This window comes from Mucilaginibacter sp. UR6-1, assembly GCF_020880975.1.
Taxonomy (GTDB): Bacteria; Bacteroidota; Bacteroidia; order Sphingobacteriales; family Sphingobacteriaceae; genus Mucilaginibacter.
Genome location: NZ_JAJIWP010000003.1, coordinates 632,878 through 654,744, shown reverse-complemented (window position 1 = coordinate 654,744; position 21,867 = coordinate 632,878). Strand labels below are relative to the sequence as shown.

Annotated in this window: 25 protein-coding genes; 5 read left to right on the top strand and 20 right to left on the bottom strand. The window is 35.5% G+C overall.

Features of this window, described 5'->3' with window-relative positions; all coding sequences use genetic code 11:
- Window positions 1–317: 317 nt before the first annotated feature.
- From LJ707_RS13405 to LJ707_RS13390, 4 genes are read right to left on the bottom strand one after another with little or no spacing between them, the layout of a single operon-like run.
- Entirely contained in the window at window positions 318–626 is a 309-nt protein-coding gene (locus LJ707_RS13405; protein ID WP_228951777.1) for a hypothetical protein, read from the bottom strand.
- 6 nt (window positions 627–632) lie between these two features.
- The gene (locus tag LJ707_RS13400) at window positions 633–884 is read right to left on the bottom strand and encodes a hypothetical protein (RefSeq protein ID WP_228951775.1); all 252 of its coding nucleotides are present in this window, start codon (window positions 882–884) and stop codon (window positions 633–635) included.
- A gap of 28 nt (window positions 885–912) precedes the next feature.
- The gene (locus tag LJ707_RS13395; RefSeq protein ID WP_228951773.1) at window positions 913–2,172 is read right to left on the bottom strand and encodes a Y-family DNA polymerase; all 1,260 of its coding nucleotides are present in this window, start codon (window positions 2,170–2,172) and stop codon (window positions 913–915) included.
- Complete coding sequence (locus LJ707_RS13390) at window positions 2,156–2,557, bottom strand: LexA family transcriptional regulator (RefSeq protein WP_228951770.1); 402 nt, start codon at window positions 2,555–2,557, stop codon at window positions 2,156–2,158. Before LJ707_RS13390 ends, LJ707_RS13395 begins: the two co-directional genes overlap by 17 nt.
- Before the next feature lie 111 nt (window positions 2,558–2,668).
- Here LJ707_RS13390 and LJ707_RS13385 point away from each other — a divergent pair, with 111 nt between their 5' ends.
- Complete coding sequence (locus LJ707_RS13385; RefSeq protein WP_228951768.1) at window positions 2,669–3,517, top strand: hypothetical protein; 849 nt, start codon at window positions 2,669–2,671, stop codon at window positions 3,515–3,517.
- A 32-nt stretch (window positions 3,518–3,549) separates the two neighbouring features.
- Window positions 3,550–4,095, top strand: coding sequence for a hypothetical protein (locus LJ707_RS13380; protein ID WP_228951765.1), 546 nt, complete (start codon window positions 3,550–3,552; stop codon window positions 4,093–4,095).
- 60 nt (window positions 4,096–4,155) lie between these two features.
- On the opposite strand, the gene LJ707_RS13375 is transcribed toward LJ707_RS13380, so the two are convergent.
- Window positions 4,156–4,602 (bottom strand): phage holin family protein, encoded by a 447-nt coding sequence (locus LJ707_RS13375; RefSeq protein ID WP_228951764.1) that lies wholly within the window; start codon window positions 4,600–4,602, stop codon window positions 4,156–4,158.
- Window positions 4,602–5,048 (bottom strand): lysozyme, encoded by a 447-nt coding sequence (locus tag LJ707_RS13370; protein WP_228951763.1) that lies wholly within the window; start codon window positions 5,046–5,048, stop codon window positions 4,602–4,604. The genes LJ707_RS13375 and LJ707_RS13370 overlap by 1 nt, the downstream gene beginning before the upstream one ends.
- 149 nt (window positions 5,049–5,197) lie before the next feature.
- On the opposite strand from LJ707_RS13370, the gene LJ707_RS13365 reads away from it, so the two are divergent.
- Entirely contained in the window at window positions 5,198–5,635 is a 438-nt protein-coding gene (locus LJ707_RS13365; RefSeq protein ID WP_228951762.1) for a hypothetical protein, read from the top strand.
- A gap of 2 nt (window positions 5,636–5,637) precedes the next feature.
- Entirely contained in the window at window positions 5,638–6,075 is a 438-nt protein-coding gene (locus tag LJ707_RS13360) for a hypothetical protein (RefSeq protein ID WP_228951761.1), read from the top strand.
- Window positions 6,076–6,421: 346 nt separating this feature from the next.
- Here the strand turns inward: LJ707_RS13360 and LJ707_RS13355 are convergent, their stop codons facing one another.
- The 11 genes from LJ707_RS13355 to LJ707_RS13305 all read right to left on the bottom strand — a co-directional run bounded on the left by LJ707_RS13355 (window position 6,422) and on the right by LJ707_RS13305 (window position 17,510).
- Complete coding sequence (locus LJ707_RS13355) at window positions 6,422–6,901, bottom strand: hypothetical protein (RefSeq protein WP_228951759.1); 480 nt, start codon at window positions 6,899–6,901, stop codon at window positions 6,422–6,424.
- Window positions 6,901–7,467, bottom strand: a complete 567-nt coding sequence (locus LJ707_RS13350; protein WP_228951757.1) for a hypothetical protein — start codon at window positions 7,465–7,467, stop codon at window positions 6,901–6,903. The genes LJ707_RS13355 and LJ707_RS13350 overlap by 1 nt, the downstream gene beginning before the upstream one ends.
- Window positions 7,467–9,290, bottom strand: a complete 1,824-nt coding sequence (locus LJ707_RS13345; RefSeq protein WP_228951755.1) for a hypothetical protein — start codon at window positions 9,288–9,290, stop codon at window positions 7,467–7,469. Before LJ707_RS13345 ends, LJ707_RS13350 begins: the two co-directional genes overlap by 1 nt.
- Complete coding sequence (locus LJ707_RS13340) at window positions 9,290–9,640, bottom strand: hypothetical protein (RefSeq protein WP_228951753.1); 351 nt, start codon at window positions 9,638–9,640, stop codon at window positions 9,290–9,292. The genes LJ707_RS13345 and LJ707_RS13340 overlap by 1 nt, the downstream gene beginning before the upstream one ends.
- An 86-nt stretch (window positions 9,641–9,726) precedes the next feature.
- Window positions 9,727–10,263 carry a hypothetical protein gene (locus LJ707_RS13335; protein ID WP_228951751.1) on the bottom strand — a complete coding sequence of 179 codons (537 nt, stop codon included), beginning with the start codon at window positions 10,261–10,263 and terminating at the stop codon, window positions 9,727–9,729.
- A 25-nt stretch (window positions 10,264–10,288) separates the two neighbouring features.
- Complete coding sequence (locus LJ707_RS13330; RefSeq protein WP_228951749.1) at window positions 10,289–11,230, bottom strand: hypothetical protein; 942 nt, start codon at window positions 11,228–11,230, stop codon at window positions 10,289–10,291.
- A gap of 14 nt (window positions 11,231–11,244) precedes the next feature.
- The gene (locus tag LJ707_RS13325; RefSeq protein WP_228951747.1) at window positions 11,245–11,838 is read right to left on the bottom strand and encodes a hypothetical protein; all 594 of its coding nucleotides are present in this window, start codon (window positions 11,836–11,838) and stop codon (window positions 11,245–11,247) included.
- Window positions 11,839–11,878: 40 nt separating this feature from the next.
- Window positions 11,879–12,484, bottom strand: a complete 606-nt coding sequence (locus LJ707_RS13320) for an XkdF-like putative serine protease domain-containing protein (protein ID WP_228951745.1) — start codon at window positions 12,482–12,484, stop codon at window positions 11,879–11,881.
- Between the two features lie 16 nt (window positions 12,485–12,500).
- On the bottom strand, window positions 12,501–14,936 hold the full coding sequence (locus LJ707_RS13315; RefSeq protein ID WP_228951743.1) for a hypothetical protein: 2,436 nt from the start codon (window positions 14,934–14,936) through the stop codon (window positions 12,501–12,503).
- Between the two features lie 313 nt (window positions 14,937–15,249).
- Window positions 15,250–15,687, bottom strand: coding sequence for a hypothetical protein (locus tag LJ707_RS13310; RefSeq protein WP_228951741.1), 438 nt, complete (start codon window positions 15,685–15,687; stop codon window positions 15,250–15,252).
- Window positions 15,688–15,734: 47 nt separating this feature from the next.
- Window positions 15,735–17,510 (bottom strand): hypothetical protein, encoded by a 1,776-nt coding sequence (locus LJ707_RS13305; protein ID WP_228951739.1) that lies wholly within the window; start codon window positions 17,508–17,510, stop codon window positions 15,735–15,737.
- Window positions 17,511–17,535: 25 nt separating this feature from the next.
- Between LJ707_RS13305 and LJ707_RS13300 the strand changes: the two genes are divergently transcribed.
- A complete protein-coding gene (locus LJ707_RS13300; protein ID WP_228951737.1) occupies window positions 17,536–18,669 on the top strand; it encodes a hypothetical protein in 1,134 nt (377 codons plus the stop codon).
- A gap of 5 nt (window positions 18,670–18,674) precedes the next feature.
- Here LJ707_RS13300 and LJ707_RS13295 read toward each other — a convergent pair whose 3' ends face one another.
- The 3 genes from LJ707_RS13295 to LJ707_RS13285 are packed head-to-tail and all read right to left on the bottom strand — an operon-like array spanning window position 18,675 to window position 21,841.
- Entirely contained in the window at window positions 18,675–19,529 is an 855-nt protein-coding gene (locus LJ707_RS13295) for a hypothetical protein (RefSeq protein WP_228951734.1), read from the bottom strand.
- A 2-nt stretch (window positions 19,530–19,531) separates the two neighbouring features.
- Window positions 19,532–20,551, bottom strand: coding sequence for an SGNH/GDSL hydrolase family protein (locus LJ707_RS13290; RefSeq protein WP_228951733.1), 1,020 nt, complete (start codon window positions 20,549–20,551; stop codon window positions 19,532–19,534).
- Between the two features lie 36 nt (window positions 20,552–20,587).
- Window positions 20,588–21,841 (bottom strand): hypothetical protein, encoded by a 1,254-nt coding sequence (locus LJ707_RS13285; protein ID WP_228951731.1) that lies wholly within the window; start codon window positions 21,839–21,841, stop codon window positions 20,588–20,590.
- Window positions 21,842–21,867 lie beyond the last annotated feature (26 nt).

The following is a 21,867-nucleotide window of genomic DNA, read 5'->3' as shown; positions in this document are numbered from 1 at the left end:
CGTGTGGTAGAAGTGTTCCTTTTAAGAATTGTAATGTTTCTGCGTTTTTTGTCACCAACTCTGTCACCATTGATATGAAAAACCGCTCTAACGATAGTAAAAACCCACAATTTTGGTTAGTAAAATCGGAACCCCAATATATATAAACCCACCTTACAATGTCAATAGGGCATTTTAAATATTAAATTTTTTCATTTTTTATACCTTTTTATATGCGTTTTGTCACCAAAATTGTCACCTACTTTTGTATAAAAATTGAAAGAAATTCGCTCACATACAGCGGGGGCTTGCTCAATAAAAATCTTTCAGTCGGTGCCTTAATACCTGCCCAATTCATTCGGGTCGAATGCACCTCTACCAAACACATAAATTAGTATAGCAACTAAAAAAGCTGATATGATACCAGCAATTAGAACCTTAAAGATAGAGACGTACCATTTTTGTGTATTGCTGTTACCAAAATACCAATGTTGTGTATAAACACCGCTACCTATAATAAAAGTAATTACTGATATCATAATAACAGATTTACCAATGACTGATACGGTGACTGAGTAATAGAATATAACTAATCCCAAAACGATAAATAATACGCCTTTAAGAACTGAGATTAGTTTATTAGACATTGCTTATTACTTATAGATTATAAAATCTCTTGACTGATTGGGTCGCCATACTGTGAAATTCAAATCAGCTTTGCGCTCTCTTATAGCCCTTACGTAAGTTTCAGTGACCCTTTTGATGTCTGCAAATACATCATCAAATCCACCTTCATCTGAAATAACAAACTTTATTACCCATCCATCAAGTTCAATAATGTCTTTGTACTGTACAGGTAATTCTTGCTTTAAATAAGTAAGAACCATTTTTAAGTAGTCAACCATCTCAATAAAGTTTAGTGTCTTAATATAGCTATTTGATAATTATTATATCTGATAATCGGGTGGTGTATTTGGGAGTTAAGTTCTCTTGCTTCATTTTCCATTCCTGTACAAACCCCTGTTGCGCTGACCTGATAGTATCTCTACCATTCAAACGGTTTATCCTATCCACTCTCCTACTAATTTCAATTTCTTTATCCCGGCTATTTGAATGAAACAGGTTTTGTGTACCGTCATCATTAGTACGTAAATCGGTAAGCATTACACCTACCCTCTTATATAGATAACCTTTCCTGTATATCACTTTTAAGCCATCTACAGCACGTTTAATCAGATAAGGTGTATAATCTGTTGGCACATCACAAACAGTGCTTATTTCAGGAAAATATTGAGCATCTGTTTTTGAGAAGTTGTTAGTGCCTAACCATACAGTAATGCCTCCGGCAACAAAGCCCTGTCTTCTTAGCTTTTCCGCTACCCTTGCCGTATAGTTGGCTAATGCTTCTACCATTGGTTCAAATTCAGTTTGGAACTTACCAAAGCTTTTTTGAGAGGCTATATTTTGTTTAGCTGGTTCAATTAACTCTAAAGGAATACAGCTTATGCCTTGCAATTCATAAACGGTACGCTGCAACACAACACTAAAGTTTTTCTTAGCCCAATCAGTGTTAACTTTTGACAAGTCATAGGCGGTATAAACGTTGAACTTATTTAGCCTTGCTGCTAACCTTCTGCCTATACCCCACAAATCTTTTATATCAGTTGTATGAAGTGCATCAATACGTTTTTCTTCGCTATCTAATATATACACGCCAATAGACCTGTATTTCTTTTTAGCTATCCGATTAGCAAGCTTTGATAGGGTTTTAGTAGGTGCTACCCCAATTGTTACTGGTACGCCTGACCAGTGAGATATTTTATCCCTTGCATCCTTAACATAACTAAACAAATCACGGTATTTAAAGCCCGTACAGCTTACAAAAGATTCATCAATGCTATAATCTTCAACCTCTGGAAAGAAGTTTCTTATAATCGATTTAATGCGCTTTGACATATCTCCGTATAAAGTATAGTTACTGCTGAACCCTTTAATGTTGTATACCTTCATCAGCTTCTTAACTTCAAATATGGGTACTGCCATATCAATACCTAAAGCTTTAGCCTCTTCGCTCCGGGCTATAATTGCACCATCATTATTTGAGAATACAACTACAGGCACGCCATTCAATGACGGCATAAAATTACGCTCACACGAAGCGTAGAAATTGTTGCAATCAATAATGCCAATCATTGCTCCGGTTCTTTATATCCTGAATAACAAATGTGATAACACCCCACACTCTAAAATCTGTCAACTCCTTTATCTCAATTGGTGCAAAATCAGGATTAGCCGATAATAACCGTATGCCCTGCAAAGGGTCTATATGCAAGATTTTGGCGTTGAATTCGCCATCAATAGCACACACCACTAAATCTCGGTGTACAGCAGTAAGGCTTTTATCAATAACTACTATATCACCTGAATAGATGCAAATATCTTTGAGTGATGACCCTGATACTCTGCCTAAGAATGTGCTTGCAGCGTTGCTGATACATATATCATCAAGTGATAAAACCTCTTCTAAATAATCTTCTGCCGGGGATGGAAAACCACATTGAATTGTGGATAAAAACAATGGTAGTTCTGTTAAGGAACTTTTAAATTTATATACTGATATGTTAGCAGGGGACTTCACCTTACAAATCTGCTAACATTTTTAGTATTTTTACAATTTAAACTTTAAACAATGCAGGAACAAAATACTGACGTATTAAAAGATACCATACTGCCCCTTCTTCCAATATATACTTTGCTGATTTTAATGTACGGTGCAGCTAAACAGTTTATATATTATTATGAATTCAATTTAGACATATTTTCATTTTTAGAAATCTCTGAATTGTTGCCTCAATCTCTGTTTGACTTATTTATAGGGGGGATATATAATTTAGCTGGCGTGCTTGTTGGTGCATATTATCTTCATAAAGTGACACCAAGTAAGAAAAAAATAGTTAAACCTACTTCTACCGCTTTAATTGTGGACGAAAGTGTCAGAAAAGCAATTTCAGAAGAACGGCATTCGATACAAATAGCCAATGCAAAAGAATTGCGCAAAGACTTGCCTAAAATTTTACTCACATTTGGTATATTTTTTTTATTCATTTGTACCCTATTATTTACAGCATATAATCACATTGTAGATTTTACAAGTCCTAATCAACCTAATTGGTTTAAGTTTATTATGACTATTGGATTCCAAGTTGGTATAGCAATCATATTAGGAATATTTACAATACTAATACTTGAATTTACGATACCATCATTTGATTTTAAATTCAAGTTTATTATTACTACATCCATTATTCTATTTGCATCGGGAATTGCTCAGGGGCACTTTAAGTATAAAAGAGTTCAAAAAACGTTGGCATATAAGAATTGTTCAATTGAATTTGAAAATAAAATAATTCAATCGAATAGTATGTATTATTATATCGGCAAAACTCATAGTAATGTTTTTTTCTATGACGTTAAAAGAGACATCGTTACGTGTTACTCGATGAATGAAATTACCAAATTGGATATTGGTGTAAACTAACTCAGACAAGCTAAGTATTATAAATAACATAAATGAGCGAACAAAACAAATGGCATTCTAAATGGTGGGCATCAAGTATATTATTACCTGTAGCTGCATCAGCAATTTATGACTGGATAAAAGAAAAACCGTTTTCAACCTCTCTTATCTCTTGGATTAAAGCAATTTTAAATTTCATAGTTGGTATTTTAACTTTTGAAATCGAAGTCTGGCATATCTTAATATTTTTAATTGTTATAGCTATAATATTTTTTGTTTCAATAAAAAGCAGGAAGAGTGTAGATAAATCTAAGCCACATAGTTTCTTGTCATACACCTCAGATAGATTTAAAAATTGGCTATGGAGTTGGGAATATGACGTTAATTATAGAACAAATACGTACACACTTAAAAAATTGGTTCCTGTATGTGAATATTGTAATATACCTATGCTTGAATTATATAACACTTGGGAAAGTGGCTATGTCTGTCCAAAATGTGAGCGCAAATACACTAACGACAAATCCAACTACGAAAATCGAGAATACATTCACGCATTGATAGGTAATAAAGTGAAGGAGATTCAGGACTCTGTTTAATTATTTTTTTTAATCGCCTCTAAAACGCTGGTAGCAATAACCGCTATCAGCTTTAAAATCTTAATTATTTTCATTTTTCTGTTTAGTGATTTTTGAGTTGAATAACTCTGTAACTTTATCCTTAATCATTACCCACAAGTTGGTACCTGTAATGATACTTATGTTCTCAATTCCACTTTGGAATTCTGTTAGCATAATATAACCGGCAACTATCCGGGCTAACATTAATTCACTATCCCCAAGCATAGCTATATCTACAATAAGACCTATAAACACTGCAAATGAATAGAAGATAAATTTAGTAGTGGTATCTTTCAACCGCTTGCTGGTCAACGGCTCCTTTTTGATAACCACTTTACTATAAATACCCGTAATTAAATCAACCAGTAACAATACATAAATAGTAATCAAGAATTGATGTATCGGGGTAGTAAAAACAAGGAACCATAAAAGGAACTTGCTGATGAATGACCATAAGCCATTGAAGAAGTTAAATAAGTTAAACATTAGGCAGTGAAATATAAATTGGCTTCTCTAATTCTACGTTTAAGAAGACCATCAACCACTTTACCACCGGCACGCTTCCATTTCAAAAATTCGGCTTTAATGTCTTGTTCAGTTGATTGAGAATTGATTTTTTTAAGTAAGGTTGAGCTTTTGAACGCTTGTATGCCTACGTTAAATGAAAATGATACAAGTGCGTTGAACTGATGTTGATTGATATTAATTTTAACAGCCTTAGAAACGGCATCTTCAAAGGATTGAACAATGATATTAAAGTATTCGGTGCATTGTTCTATAGTGATTGTATCGCCTAATTTAATCTTTCCACCATGTGGATAGTAAGTAAAGCCTACACCAATTGTAGGAATACCAGCAACATCAAGGTAAGCTTTAAGCTTAACACCCTCTTCTTTGTAAATGAAATCCCTTCCCGCTTTATCTATCCTCACAGGATAAATAGTCCGGGTTATGTTATATTTAGCTTATGAACCTTATTACAAAAATACTATTGTGGATTGCCGGAATAATACTTGGTTATTTACTATTGATGGGTATAGCAATGCAATTTGGATTTCACGGTTAATATCATTTTTAAACTATGAACCTTATCAACATTCTTAGATGGGTACTTGGCATACCTTTATCTTATATAATCACAGGATTATTTTTTTACATTTTATCTCAAATACTAAGGTTTAGAATTGACCAGTTAGAGGAATCAACTTATTTATCTTTTTTTGTAATAATTTGTGTATTAATTGGCTTTATTCCGGTTATTGCTGCTACTTATGTTGTACCATCACCTAAAAAATATGGTGCGGTAGCAGTTATTGTAATTGGTGAAGTTGTACTTGGAAATCGGCTTCTTAACATATTTATTGCCAATGTATCATCAGCATATTCAGACCCTTTAATACTTAGTGTCACGGGTGGCTTAACTGCTGGATTTGTATTAGGGTTTTTAGTAAGCTACAAGCTTTTTAAACATAGAGGTTGGAATAAGGCAAATTTAGTTGAAGAATTAGAAGAATATTAAGTATGAACTTCATTAAGATATTAAGATGGTCATTGGGCATTCCTTTCGCATTAGCCCTCACTGTTTCACTCTTGTATTTACTTATTCAGGTCACGGGCGCAACCGAGTTTTCGCATAAAATAAAAACTAATGGAGATGTAGTAATTGGTTGTTTTTTATACTTTATAGCTCCATACATAAGTTTTACTTTGCTACCAATCATCACTTGTTTGATAGTGCCCAAACCTAAGAAATGGGGTGTTACCGCAGTAACGATAGTCAGCGCAATATTTTCTATCTACGCAGTAACTTATTTGTTAAAGTCTTATAACTATTTAGGTATATCCAGTAACATAGGCTTGTCTGCTGGCTTAGGAACTGGAATCTTGATTAGTTATAACTACTTCAAAAACAAAGGCTGGAATAAAGCTGCGAAAATAGAAACCATTGAAGAATATTAGATGAAGCTGGCTATCAAAATTCTCCGTTGGATAGTTTGCATACCTATCTCATTATTTCCAGTCGCTTTTTCCAGCGCAGTATTGTTTGCATATGTAATGGGTTCTAAACCCCTTGAATTTTTGTTCGGACTTATTTATTCTTTGGTTCCTATCATCGCCTGTGCAATTGCTCCGGCACCTAAAATGATTGCAGGGATATTAGCAGTGATAATACCAATATTATTTAGTTTTAAATTCATAGCATCAGGCATATCTGATATGAACTCAACTACTTTCGGAATGTATTTCGGCTTAATAGTGGGTTTTTTATTCGCTTACTTAATGTTTAAGAAAAGGGGATGGAGTTTTAAAACTCCTGATTAAATTGCTCACCAAAAGGGCGGGTGTTATCGTTAGTTGGTATGATACAAGCATTCGCCTCACGGAATTGATTGAAGGTTAATACAAACACGCAACCCGCTACCCTATCAACATTAGCATCAGTAAATTTTTGAACACTTACATTTTCGTCAACCTCATAACCGGTATCAAACTGATTAGCGAAGTAAGTAACCACATCATCAGCAATCAAATTACAGTCTGAATAAATCTCAAATTCAGTCTCGGGCAAATTAGGGTCGAATAAGTCACCTATAATAATTTCAAATTGATGGCTAACGTTAGCACCGTTGATACGCTGTGTTACATAATCAATATGAGCAACCGGATAAACAATGTTGTCATAAGCTTTAAAATCAGCTTCATTTGATGTAATAACGGTGTTGATTTGCTGATGCTGCTTTAAGAAGTTTTCAATAAATTTTATGTATTGGTTAATGGTTATCATTAATAAATCACCCTTCTATAATAACCAGTTTTATAAGCAGCATCCCGGTAAGCTTCTGCTTCATTGTATTGATTATCCGGTATAGATATTCCGGTGAAAGCAAAACTGGTATCTATATTTTGAGGCGGTACAGTTTCTGGGTCGTTATCCGTTTCCATGTACTCTATCAATAGCTTTTTATAGCCTTCCAACTTTGCTGTATAGTTACTTCTGAGCTTATCAACATCACCTATTTGAGCATTGGCATCAGTAATGTTTTGAACTCCTTTGTTACTTACTTTGTGCTGTAATGGTGACAGGCTATAAAGTAAGCTACCATAGACCATTACCGGTTTGATGTGTTCAAACAACAGTGTATCATCATTTGAATAAGTAAAGCCTGATATAGTAACACCGCTAACTAACAGGTTAGATAATCTTTTATAAGTTGCTTTGCCCAAAATTTGAGATAGCTCCAAATCTTGAAACTCAATGATACTTTGATTCAAAATCTTCTCGTAAACATTGATTTGAATTATAGAGTTCTCTTTAAGCTCCTGTACGGTTAAGAATTGCACCCTCTTCATTATTTGTTACCCTTTCTAATTACTTTAACCATTTTCCATTCGTGCCTACATTGATTTTCCGCTTGGCCTGTATCAGAATTAAAATACCAGCCACCGCAATGCCTGAATATATCATATCCAAAAATTGAGCTCATTTGCTGAATGTCAGTACGTGTATACAAGCGGTCATTATTGATAAGCTTAGTGCAGAAATCCCTTGATGCTGCAATTAACGGCTTACCATATCCGCTACGCACAACATACTCATACATCACCTGCACCTCGTTGCTTACTTTAGGCTGCTCTACAGGCTTAATATTTACCTTACCATTGCTTATATCGCTTGAAATTATCTTTGCTTGTGTGAGCTTATTTATCTTTTCTGTGATAGCTTCATTGGTTGTATTAATGCCTAAAGTATTTTGAATATCTGCTTTAATGGTAGCGATGGATTTGCCGTCTATCTTTTCTGAAATCAAATAATTCTCAATAGCATCATCACCAGCAAAGTTTAGTGCTTCATCCGTTACAAATTCAAATTCACCCCGATGAACACCAAAGTCTTTAACCAGTTCAAAATCTTCCCCGGTTAACTTCTTACCGTCCTTTGCAAATCCATTTTCCATGTTAGGAGCTGCTGCACCAATTAAACCTTGACCGGCACCATTAGGTAGTGGCGATTTACCATCAATGTTCCTTAGTTCATCGATAGTCAACACCTTCTCTTTGGTGGCATTTTCTAATGAAGTGCTAAACAATGATGATTTATCTTTGAATTCAATAGCAGGTAAACCAGCATCAGCAAACAATTTATTCAATCCCGATTCAATTACATTCCGGGTATTTTTAACCCAAGTCTGTTTAAAAATCTCATATTGAATTTCAAGCTCTGTACCGTTACCACCTAATGAACCTTCGGTTTCAACACCAAAAAGTAAACGGGTAGCTGAATGTGATTGCAGTATTGAATTTTCAACTTTCTTAATGACTTCTGTCAGTTTAGTAGCATAGTCATCGCTTGGAATGCTATCAATTTTAACACTTGAAGAATCGCCACCGTTATCATAGTTGATAAGATATTTCAAGCCATCAGACCCTGAATAAGTAGCTTTAAACTTACGTTCAAAATCTCTCCCCTCTTCTGATGTTGGAACTCCCTTGAAAAAACTTATAATATGAGCTGGACTAAAGCCATCCTCAATATTATTCTTAAACCAGTTGTTGATAAGCATATCTGTTACCATCGCGGTGATAGCGGCCTTATAGTCAACATCAGGGTAAATATTATTTACACTTGGCGCGTAGCCTGTGTAGTAAAATATTTTGGATTTACGGTCTTCGTTATCGCCTTTTATCCATCTGTTATACGTTAACACATCCCTACGTTTAATCCAATCCTGACATACCCAAAAACGTGTGCGGTTCTTGTTGCTTCTGATATGATTTATGGGAATGTGATTAAAATAAAGCGGCTTATTGTTCAACAAATCGTACTGTACCTCAATTGCAAAAGCTTGGAAAAGAATAAAATCATAACTCAACTTCTGAATTAACTCTTCTGCTGAATCAACCTGATTAATATTAGCTACAAATGGTTTTGAATCCGATTTCGTTACAATTCCATCACCCATTAAGAAATTGAGCTTCTTGCCAACGATTCCCCGGTGTAACGCGCATTCACCATAAAGTTTTAGAAGAAAGTTAGGGTACAGATTATCTGTACCAAAGCTTACCCACCTATCATCACTGGTGCTTTGTATTACTTCAACTGGCAGTGGTGTAATACTTCTCGCAAACGTTATTAATTCCTGAAATCCTTTATCTCCCGCACTTTTCTCACTCATTATGGTTTGTAAATCAAATATTCTTCGCTTCTGATAGGGCTTATGATTTCAGGTTCAGCTTCTTTTATTTGAATTAGTAGCTTACCTGTTTCAATGATGCTGTTTGCTTTTTGATAAACTTGGTAAGTATAAAATCCGGCTGGAATGCCGTTGAAAAGCGAAGTATCAACGGTAAATAAATCATACCGACTATTTGATAAAGAGAGCTTATCAGAAAGCGTAATCTGATAAGTATCATTTGTTGCATCACCAGTAAAAGCCAATAAGTATTCCGGCTCATTTACCGTTACTTTTTCACTTAACGTAAGTATCAGTTGCTGCTTCGGCTTTGCTGTATCAATCAGTATCATAATCCCTTGAAATAAATAGTACGGGTACATAAAAAAACCCCTTAGCGATTAACTAAGAGGTTGAATAATAAAACCTAATTAAGCTTTTAAGCTGCTATCAATGCTGAAATTATTGCCGGGTCTACTGGTTGCAAAAATTCAGTATCTGAACCTGCTAAAGTGATAACCCTTCCATTAGAACCTGTACCCGCGGTACCTTCCATGGTTTTAGCCATAAATTGGTTATTTAAACCAAAAGCTACCCATGTACCAGTTTCCAAACGAACTAATGCAGCAACCGGATTTGACACCAGTTTTTCAACACCTTGCCTTGCAGCCAACGAACCAACATTTGATAAGGTAAAAGTTAATTCTTTAGCTATGTCATAACTACCATTGTCATTGTATGTATATGTTTCCTTAATCGATGATTGTTTTGCAACAGTACCGTATTTAACAAACTTTGTAGAGCCTGTTTTTAAAGCTATTTCCGTTATTAAACCTGATGCAGATGTTGAATAAACTTCTGTACTGCCTGATACCGCTTTTAAGTCAGCGAATGCAATCAGGTACACATCAGACTTTACACCATCCTTTGTATTTTTACCGCAATCTCTTGCGGTTTGTAATAATGTTTCACACATAATTCACCCTCTCCTATCCTTATTATTAAGCTACTTTAGAGTAGAATATTTCATTGTGCATAGCAGTTGCAGTACCCAAAGAGTATTGAAAATCGATGTACAATTGCTTAGTTTCAGGTGAAAAATATTTAGTTGCAGTTGAAGCATCAGAATCCAAATCGGTACCAGCGTATAAGCTGCGAAGTCTTGTAAATACAACTGTACCCGTACCTACTAAACCTTCAACAATTTCCATAGGGCAATCTGTACCAAATAATACTTTCTCAGTTGCAGGAACATAAAGGTTCTTTTCACTCAAAGCAGCAATGTATAATTGATAATCAGCTTTTGAAATAAATAAGCGAAAATCCGGTTGTGTTCGTACTTCGACTTTAGTGGATAAGAAACCATTTTTAAGTTTTTCAACGATGGTAGCACCGGTAGTTGAACCTGATAAGTTAATAGCTACACCAGTTGCACCTGAAACTTTCATTTTTTTCAAGAAACCATCAAACCTGTTTAAGTTTTTTGTTGCACCAGTGCCCGGTAAATTAACGTCACCTTGCCATAGAGCTTGTTCGTTGATACTTGCTATAGCAGCAGCTTGTTCATTGCCTATGAATTCAGCAAAAGCAGCGTTATCATAGTTTTGACCTTTAAATTTAGCTTTAAGCTCTTCAACGGTGAATTTGTCTGTTAATTGACGGTTTGACCAGTTAGTTAAAGATTTGATTTCAGCAGGTTCAATAATAACTTGGTCAATCACCATTCCGCCTTGAGCGTTGCGCTCTGCTGCATCAGTTGAATTGTCTTGCAAAACAACGTCAACATCCGAAATAGGAATAGCTTGTTTGCCTTTAACGTTGGTTAATAGTTTGCCACTTTGGGCTAAAATTGATAGCGTACTTGCGCCTAAAATACTTTTGGTAATAAAGTCTGTTGAATCCTGATTAGTATAGTCAGGTAATTTGGTAACATCAAATGCCATTTTTTGTAAATCCGTTATTGCTTGTAGAATAGGCTTGCTACTCTCTTGATTTTATCCTCTTCACTATCCTTCATCTCTGGTCGAGCATCAACGGATTTTTGAGTAGGTATTTTTGATAATGCTATTATTGAATCATTGACTGTTAATAGCTGATTTTTGAATTCCGATACATCTTGTTTAGATGGTACCGCATTGATTGAATCCATTAAGGTTTTTATGGTTTCTTCTAAAGATTTAACCCTGTCTTCTAAAGCTTTTACAGCTTCATCTTCTTTGGGTTTTTCATCTTCAGCGATAGGTTCTGCACCGGCTTCATCAGCCAATTCTTCATCTGCTGGTTTTGTTTCCTCACCACCTTGGATTGATTCAATTTTGCCATCCTTTACGGTGATTACTTTATCGTTTTCTAATGAGTAAACACCATCAGTAGCTGGCTCTGAACCATTGGACGTTGATATTGAAACATCAGCACCAACTTCCATGGCAGATTCAATTGAAACATCACTATCCTTTACCTTAACAGCCTCAAAAACTTCTTTCTTTTCAGTGAAAAACTTTAAAAGCTTATCAACTGAACCGATTAATTTTTCTAATTTCTTATTTTCCATTTTTTGGCTTATACCATAAATAGTATGTAAGCCCGGCTAATTAATTAACCAGTTCATCAATAGATGCTATAACATCATCAATAGCAATATCAAAATCATTTGCTTTGGATAAATTAACAGTAGTTTGGGTATCGATTGCTTTAAAGATTCCTTCAACAGAAAAGCCTTTTATTTTTCCAGCTTTAATATTCTGCCAAACTGAATCATTGAGAATCTTAACGCCTATAATCCAACTACCATCAGGACAATCAACCCCTTTAGGTGCGTTGATGCCTTTTTCTTGGTCGGTAATATAAGATTGAAATATTAGCGATTCAGCAGGTACTAACGTATGCTCAATATTGGTGTTATTGAAAAGCCCTTTTTGTGCAAATACCTGTGCAATTTGCCGGATAGTTTCTTTTGAAAACGTTGCCATGTATTCACCATTTTGCTCTGAATTTCTATAGATAGGCACATCAGGAATCATAGCAGCACCTAAAAGTTCTTTGCGCTCTTCATTAATTGAAAATTTTTCAATTGCTGTGTCCTTTGAAAAGGCAATAAAATCGCTTTCAATAGCCGGGTTTTCAACCAAAGCTACTGCTGAAACAAATGAGTTATCTTCAGGATTGATTAATAATTCTATAAGTGGTAATTTTTTCATTTTATGTGATATAGGTTTAGATTGTTGACTGAGAATTGAAGTAGCTGGTTTTACTTTTTTGCTTCTCCAAATCCTTGTCAACTATATAAGCTCTGATATTTTGTGTTTGCTTGGCAGTATTATCAATTGATTGCCTGATTTCATTGGTACCGTTATTCTCCCGGTTTATAACTTGACTATTGATAACAGGTGCGCTTACACTTGCACCACCAGTGTTGCCACCAGCAGTAGGTACTTTTACGCTCATTATCTTTCGTACTTGTTCAAAGCCTACAGCACCGGTTGCTATCGCTTGCGCTATTGCATAACCCGGTATGGGTACACCGGCAAAGGCTCTTAGCTGCCCCGCAATGGCTGAATAAGTGTTGATAAGAGAAGATGCCACGGCAAGTGATTTTCCGGCTAATGTGTTCTGTCCTAATATTTCTGATGCTGTACCTGCTGCTGCTCCAACGGCATCATACATTTTTAGCTTATTATCAAATTCAGCTTGTGCTATTTGTTTCTTAGCATCAGCAGCCTCTTTCTCTGTATCAGTTAAGGTTTTATTATGTTCAGCCGTCAATAATTCAATTTCTTCTTGTTGTCCTTCAAGCTGCGTTCGTTTAAGTTCAAATGCTGCATTTTCGGCATCAAAGCGGGCTTTAGCTAAATTTTCAACCTTTATTTTAGCTTCGTCCGGAGTATCAGTTTCACTTGGACGGTTTACATCTTCTGCAATGGTTAAATCGGTTTGCGCTTTATTATTGGTACTTGATGCTTTAGCTTCTGCTGTGTTCTGATTGAGTTGAAAAAATCTATCTTGCTGAATAACGGCTTGCTGTCCCGGTGTGGCACTTTTCAATAGTTCATCAGCCTTCTTATTTATCTCAATTGCTCTTTTCTCATAAGAACTTAAATAGGCAGTTTGAACTTCATCATCGTATGCTTTGATTAAATCATCATACTTTTTAGTGATAACCGCCTCTTCAGCTTTACGGGCTTCTGTCAAGGTTTTAAATTGCTGGTTATAATCTATTATATCCTTTTTACGCTTCTCTAATAGCGCGAACTCCTTTTTGTACTTTATATCAAGGTTTTCAAGTTCAATATCACGTTGAGATTTACTCGCATCAGTAACAATCTTTTTAGCGTCTTCGTTCTGCTTTTTGAGTTCATCCAAATCAGCTTTCAACTTAGCCTTACCATCATCAGAATACTTTTTGGCAAGGGCTTTAGTTTCATCATTACGTTTTTTCTGTTCTGCTGCCTGTGCTACTGCATATTCTTGTTTAAGCTTTTTAGTTTCCTCTTCATTGCCTTTAGCAAGTTCTAACTGGTCTTTGTAGAGCAGTTGCTGTAGCTTGGTAACATCTTTACCTGCTGCCTTTTGAATTTCAATTCGGTTCTTTAGATTTTCAACCTCTTTCGTTAGCTGTTCTTTTCGGTGGGCTTCTCGCTGGTCTGCCAATTTTGATGCTACACCTGATTGATAATTACCTATTACATTGAAGTCATTAACCAATTGGTTTGCCCCAGCTTTAAATTCAGCAATTGCCCCTTTAAAATCACCGGTCATTACTTTATACAAGACTTTAAACTGAAGGATTAGAGCATCAATAGGTGCTTTGAGTACGTTGATGATAACATTACCTACGCCGTAAACGACCTGCATAATCTTATCAAAACCACCTTTAGTATCGCTCAAAGCCGGTATGAGCTTTTGTACAGATGCTTTCAGATTATCCCAATTAGTAACCAAATAAGCTACTGCCGAAATAAGTAAACCTATGCCTATAGCAGATAAAGCACCACGTAATGTTACAGCACTGGCTGTAGCTGTATTATTTGCTGCTGTTACACCTTGCGTTGCTGTAGCTTGTGCTGTACTTGCTGCTGCCTGTACGTTTTGTGCTTGTGTTTGAGCTTGTGTTGCAGTAGTGGTTAATCCTAATAACCTACCTAAATCTTTGAAGCTGTCTTTAATATCCCCTAATGAATCTATAGCATCACTAAATGCCATCAGTGATTGAAGCTTGGCGGTTATTTTTGCAGCATCATCAGTTTCAAGTCCGATTAGATTAAGGGTTGCGGTGTATCCAGCAAGAGCCTTAGCCCCTGCACTGGCAAAATTGGCGAATACCTTAAATTTATTATCCGGGTCAAACGCACGTATAGAATTGTTGGCTTCATCAATATCATTTCGCAACCCGGCAACTCTTGCAGCAGTTTGAGCAAATTGAGCTGTATTTTGTTGCCCCAACGAAGCCATCCGTTGAAGGTCGTTATTGGCATCCCTCAATTGTTGGCGCAAAGTTCTCACAGGGGCGGCCATGTTGGCCTGCCCCGTTCTTTGCGCCGTGTTATTCAGTTGTTGTACTTGTTGTGTAGCTTGTTGAACTTGCTGCTGCCCCTGTACTCCAATATTAATTAAAACGTTAGATTGTTGAGTATTACCTCCGTTGTTTGCCATCTATCCTTTTGGATAAATAGTCTGCGAAAAATGTGATATTTGATTTGCTAAATCTTATTAAAATGAATAATGCCCAATGCCCAAATTGCAAAAACTATAATACAAAAACCGAAACTCAACAATACAGGTTGACTGTATTAATACTTAGTTTATTGTCAATCTCACTCGGTATCATTACAATGGATGGTTTAGTATTTATGTCATCCTTCTTTATTGCAGTGGGAGTTATTCCTGCAATAGTGTTTGCTTACAGATATTTCATTGAAAAAAAGACCTATAATAAATGTTTGAATTGCAATTATCGCTGGCAATCTTAAAGATTGATTTTTTGAAACTTAACCGTTGATGGTTCTAACCTATTATGGTACTCTACTTCCATCATTTTGTAATAGGCATTACCGTGTCGGTTATTAATAAATATTGGCACTCGCATATCTAAGTTTGATATATCTGCTTCACTTAGCAGCACAGTTGCTTCTAACAGTACATTATTTAAATCGGTAAGTTCCTTGATTTGGTTACTATAATACCTGTAATAGCTGTTTGGTATTGCTTCAATTTGCGGTATATCAGCCGGAAAATAATATTGAGCAGCAATACCAAAATTCAGGTCTGCCATGTAAGTATTATTCGTTAATCCGGTTGCAAACTTGATATGCCCTATTTGCGGGTAAAAGGTGAACCTATGATTAGGTTCAAAAGGAATAGGTATTTCAGGTGAAAAGCTGAAAGTACTACCGTTGTAGCTCATATTTCCGATTTGATAGCCCTCACAATCTTTTAAACCATTGTAGTACATTATCCTGATATTGCTTTTGTAAGTACTTCTAAAATTGTTGGATTCGAGTTTATAAATCTCCGGCGTAATTCTACGGGTATTATTATATTGCACCAAAGGAGTTGGTGAAAAAACAAGTTCAATCTTCTTTTCATCTGCTGTACCGATACTATCTGTTTCCGCATAAGAGCCGTATACTTCACCATACTTTGATGAATAAAGACCGTTGAAATAATCAGAATCTGCTTTATAAGTGAATGAATATTTCTTTGCCAATTCCCCATAAGATGAAAGGTTACTTTACTGGAATAATCAACCTTTTTAGTGTAGTCTAAAGCAGTTGCTTGTATATTTTCGGGCTTACAAAAGCTATAATAATCATTGTAGGTTTGGAAAATAATATGCTTAGGATTATCAAGGGTTGAATAAGTGTACAGATTTAATAGCATTGAAAGGCTTTTAACAAAATCTTTCTGCTTAATATTGGTTACTGGTGCCGGGGCAATAGAATCACCGGACTTCACATTATAGTTAACAACTGCCCCTGTTTCAAATTTCAAATTGGTGATGTTACTATTTAAGTTGATAACTGAACCATTGAAGTCAAATCTTATAGCAAATTGCTTACCTACTTGAAAAGCACGTTGTGGAATTATTAATTCAACATACTTGCTTTGGCTGTTATTATTTAAACTCATAAAGAGATTTTCCACCACTACCGTGAATTCTTTTGTTGTGCTTGAACGTTCCAATAGTTTGATACGGAAATCAGCATTACCATTAAGTGTTGCTGAATAATTAAAGCTTACTTTACCATCAGTTTTGAATTCCCTTACAACTGTAAATACGTTACCAGTTTCACCATCTTCATTGGGATAAGGTGTACTATTCCCTTCAATGCTTGATAAATAATCAACCCGGTATGGAAATCTTAAATAACGTCTTTGTTCTTGTAAATCACCACTTGTTTTATTAACAGGAATACTGAACAAATTGGACATCATTAAAAAAGTATCACCCGCCATATTTTGGTTCATTACATCACTGTTATTTGGTATGATAAGCCTGTTGAAGTCTTCAATAAATTCTGTACCTCCTTTAACCTCATAAGTAAATCCTGACAGCTCCGGCTGGTTAAATATCTTGTTCAAATATTCTTTTACGTAAATGGCTGGTCTAAAATTATTGATGTGGATTTTATTAACGTCTGATGGGTATGGTGAACTTACATCACCATAATTTATGAACGGGTATAAATAACCTTTACCGTACTCCATGGCAACAGTGTCACCACTGATTTTGATATTTGAATCCCAACTATCTATAATATGCCTTACATCAAACTGGTGGGTGTATTCAGTAAAATCTAAATCAGATAATAGCTTATCTCCCAACAGTGAGTAAAAATTGAAGATGTTACCGGTAATGATACATTCATAGCTTATTATACCACCATCAATGATAGCGTTACTAAACTTTAAATATCCTTTAAGTATTGGGGTTGAATTTTCGAGCACCAAACATTCAACAGGTTTATTAACTGAAAAATTGATAAATAAGCTCTCTTGAATATTAGGGTCAACATGGCGGGATTGATTAAATACGTTACCAAAAATCCTGTTATTATTCTTGGTACCAACAAATGTGATATTCTTTGATAAAGTGTCCTTTTTCTGTGATATGTCCTTAATATCAGTAAGTGAAAATGTGGTTGAGAAATCTAATCCCTCAGTATCAAGTTCAGCATAATTGCCATTAGGTTCTAATAAATAAATCTTGTAGTTTAAGCCCTGCATACCATAAATAGTATGCTTACTTAAAATGAAAATTAGATTTTACCTAACCCTTGCTATTTTATTCATCACATTTAATTGCTTCGCTAATAAAGAGAGAATTGATAGTAGTGCTTACATTAAAAAAAGCGTTGCAGAACTGCAAGACAGCTTAACAAGTGTCAATAAGCAATTGGCAGACATTAGGCATACCGTTGAAATTTCACAAAATGATATTTCAAGCACAAACAGTTCCTTATCGAACATAATAGCTTCAATAGGAATCACGTTGGCGTTAGCAGCTATTATAATTGGCTTTATTGCTTGGTTTGTCAATAAGAGAGCAGATAAAGCAGCTAAAACGCTTGAAGAAATAGATTTAAAGGTATCGGAGGTTAGAGGAATTCTTGCAAAAACTGATGCCATCAAAACAGATGTGGAAATCCTTTCCGATAAAGTGAAAAATAATATTAGTCAGCTATATCAAGACTTACAAGACGAAGAATTACGCAACATATTCGATATAATAATTAAGCACCCTCAATACTTTGATATTTACCTTCCATTACTTCGCACAAGACACAAAATTAATAAAAAGTTCATTCCTCTTATTGCACAGGTTGTTGACTCTTTAAGCCAAGGTCAAAAACAGGAATTCTATAAGCTCTTAGTAAGCATATTCGGCGATTACATAATTTTAGAGCAAAGTCAAATACTGGCAGTTTACATTAAAGACCCGTATAGCTTTGTCTTTTTTACAGATAAAGATGTTGATTACGCGATTAAGATTCTTAGTGAGAAATACAAAACGATTGGCTTAACGGCTGATGAAGATTTATTCATAGCACTCAAGATATTACCGGAGGCAAGACAATTTAGCTTCTATCACAAAAATCTGCGTTATGAGAAAATCTTATCAACCTTTGGGTTGGCATATTGGTTACGATTTGAGAAACCTAACTTAGAATTAGATGTACTAAAAAAGCATATTGAAAGCTTCTTCAATAGCAATCCCTTCAGATATAAAAAAAATGAAATCGGTATCGCTTATCAAGAGTTTCTTGCATACTTAAAGGACAGAAACGTAACCTATAATTTTAACAAAAATTTAGATGAGGATATAATATTTGAAGAATTTATCAAATATTCTATTAATCCCCATTTTTTTGTCCAAGACATGTAACTGACTTATCTTCCCAAACTCTGATTATATGCCTTTGTTAAATTGCTAAAATTAACCATATCAGAATCTGTAAATCCTTTAGCTATAAAAGCTGTACCCAAAGTAACATCGGAAAAATAGTTTAATTCAATTGTGCTGTTTTTATAAGCTAATAAATACACCGGGACATTACCACCTGTAAGCGGTATAGTTGCACTGGCTGTACCAACTATTGAAGTATCATCCCATAGCTTAACTGTACCGCTATTATTTGATACGGCTAAGAATCCGATTTTTGCTCTGTCTAATGTAGTACCTGATGTTAAACCGCCTGTAGTTCTCGCTAACTCACCTTGTGTTACATTGGAAAAGTTCCGGGCTAAAACTAATCTGCTGATACTTGTTGATGCGGATGATGTGCTGGCACCTCCCATTACAACCCGGCTGTTAGTATCTGCAACTTCACCAGTAGTATTATAAAACCCGGCACAAGTGCTGCTCAATGTACCAGTCCAGTAATAATTAGAATTGGCTGAACGCTGTGCATTTCTATCACCAACATAACCTGATGCAGTATGCGCACTGGTTACATCATTTGAGAATGTTAATCTGTATGCAGCATCAGTATCCTGATAGTTCTTGAAGTTGTATTTATGATAGGTTGCTGTTGAACCTATAAAAGGATAAAGAACTTCTATCTTATCCCAAAGGTTAGCACTAACTAATCCATCATAATATGATTGCAGTGCTGTTTTTTCGTTTGTGGTTAATGTACCACCACCTAAAGCATTAAAGTTGTTTATATAGGTTGAAACATCAGAAGATTGCCCTAACCCAAAGGAACTGAAATCAGCCCCTTCAATTATTAATTTAAATTTCATTATTAAGCTGCTTGTTTAAAGTGTAGGTTGAGAATGTTACCTACATAATCCGCTAACCTTGCGTGACCTGCTATGTTCGGGTGTAAACCGTCCGGTGACCACGGTGAAGTACCACCGCTGACCATATTGTAGTAATTGAATCCGCTATTCTGATTAGTATCAATGATGATGATACCGTAATCCTTAGCTACTTTTTGAATAGCATCTTGAAACTCCGACATATAAAAGCCGGTAGTTACATTAAGCGATGGAAAACCCCTATCCGCTCTTTGCATCGGGGTCATAAAGAAGATTTTTGAACCCTTATATCTGTCTTGAAGCGAGTGAAACAGGTACTTTAATGCGCTATAGAAAGTGGTTTTGCCTGTTTCAGAATCGGCATAAGTACCCAACGGGATATTCTGACCACCAAAGTCATTAGTACCGCCGAACACTACAACCGCATCAGGTGTAAATGTAGAGTTTAAGGACTGCCAACGGCTATCAGTTGTGAAGGCTGATACACCGGATTTCTGCGCAATACAAGAACCGGGTACTCCATTAGCGTATACATTGCAACCGTATCTATCACGGATTAAACCCCAATAGATATTATTAGCTGTTATACCGTCTTGTGAACGTGGTGCAGTAGTGATGCTATCACCTAAGAATGCTATATTCTTACCTTTAAGATTATTCCAGCTATCTGTTGCCCCGGTAACTTTATTGCGGTATAAAAGATTACCATCAATAGTTAATCTTAAAGCATTGTAACCGTTGGAATCTTGAATGCTGAATAAATCAGTATTGCTTTGCTGTAAAGCTTTAAGGTATTCCAGTGAACCAACAGACGCGGTAACACCTGATATTTGTGTTATCAAAGTGGCACCGCTGGCAAAATCAAACTTTGCTTCAACAGCGGTTTTAGTAAGGTTAGCAAGTTCTGAAAAAGCAGCACCTACAGTTGATGCCGGTATAGATTTAGGTTCGGTTTTGTTAGATATATTAGCTGTTACGCCGGAAACGAAATTTGAAATATCCATTTATCTCTTGTTTGAGATAAATAGTCTGTTTACCTGTTAGAACTTCAAGCTTGATTCGCTTACCTTAAATTCCAATTCCAGCCTTCTATTGCCGGTTGAATACTGCTTATTGCCTAAGCTGTATGACTTGTTTTTAATCGTTATAGGTAAGAAAACTCCATTGCTTAACTTCACATACACCTTTTCAGAATCAATAATTGATTTAAGCCATTTTGCAGTTTCAATGTTCAGGACATCTGAGAATACTTTATAGGTAGATTCACTTACTTTATTGTAAACAAAGTCCGTTTCACTATAAACGCCATTGGTAATGTTTGTGTAATCACCAGCGGTGTCAATTTGGTATGGGTATGTTTTGATTATAGATTTTTCAACGCTTATAGTTTCAGCCGGATTAAACATGGTTACAGAATCGAACCCACCTAAGCGATTGCTAAACACAATTTGTACGGGTTCACATATACATTTATCATTTTTCAAGATGTATGTTCTTAATTCGGATTTTGGAATATTGCTGCTGTCAAGAATTTGAACTGTGTAATAATTTGCATTGTCTATACCATAATTTGAACCAAACGTATCAGTAAACATATCATCAAAGGAGTAATTACCATACAAATTTGAAAGGGCATACCCATAGTGGTTTTGTATCGCATTAGGGCTTACATTCAACCGGTAAGCTTTAGTGTTTGCCGTAATTCCTGATAGCGTATGAGAGCCTAAAAGCGTATGCCCAAAGCCATAAAATTTAAATTCAACTTTAGCATTGATACCAGCATTAAGAAAATATAAGTATTCATTGCTTCTCCGATATATATTACTTATTTGTGGTTTGTCTGTTAGGAAATTGGTATTACCTGAAACTGCATTAATTGCATAATCAGAATAGGAAAAATCAGTAAATTGAATTCTGTCAAATTCAGCATTCCATACATTGTAGATACCTGTTGTTAATGTTGAACCAGTAATAACAGTGCTGCCGGAAACATAGTTATCCGTAATGCTTAATTGATATGCCTTTACAAGCTTGCTAACAGGCTGCAATAGGTCGACCGATGGTAGTAACTGGTTATCAACAAACGGGCTTAGAACCGAGGATAAATCACATACAGTACCGTTATTTAAATTAGGTAGGGTTTGGTATTTCTGATTAGCAATTAAGCCACCAGTATCACCATCAAGAACTTGAACACTGAAATATAAAGCACCCGGCTTGTCTGAAGTAAACTTGAATTGTATAGGCGAATCAGCCGGTGTAAAACTTTGGGGTTGCTTATCTATTGAAATCATCAAATGCTTTCAAATAAATAGTCTGC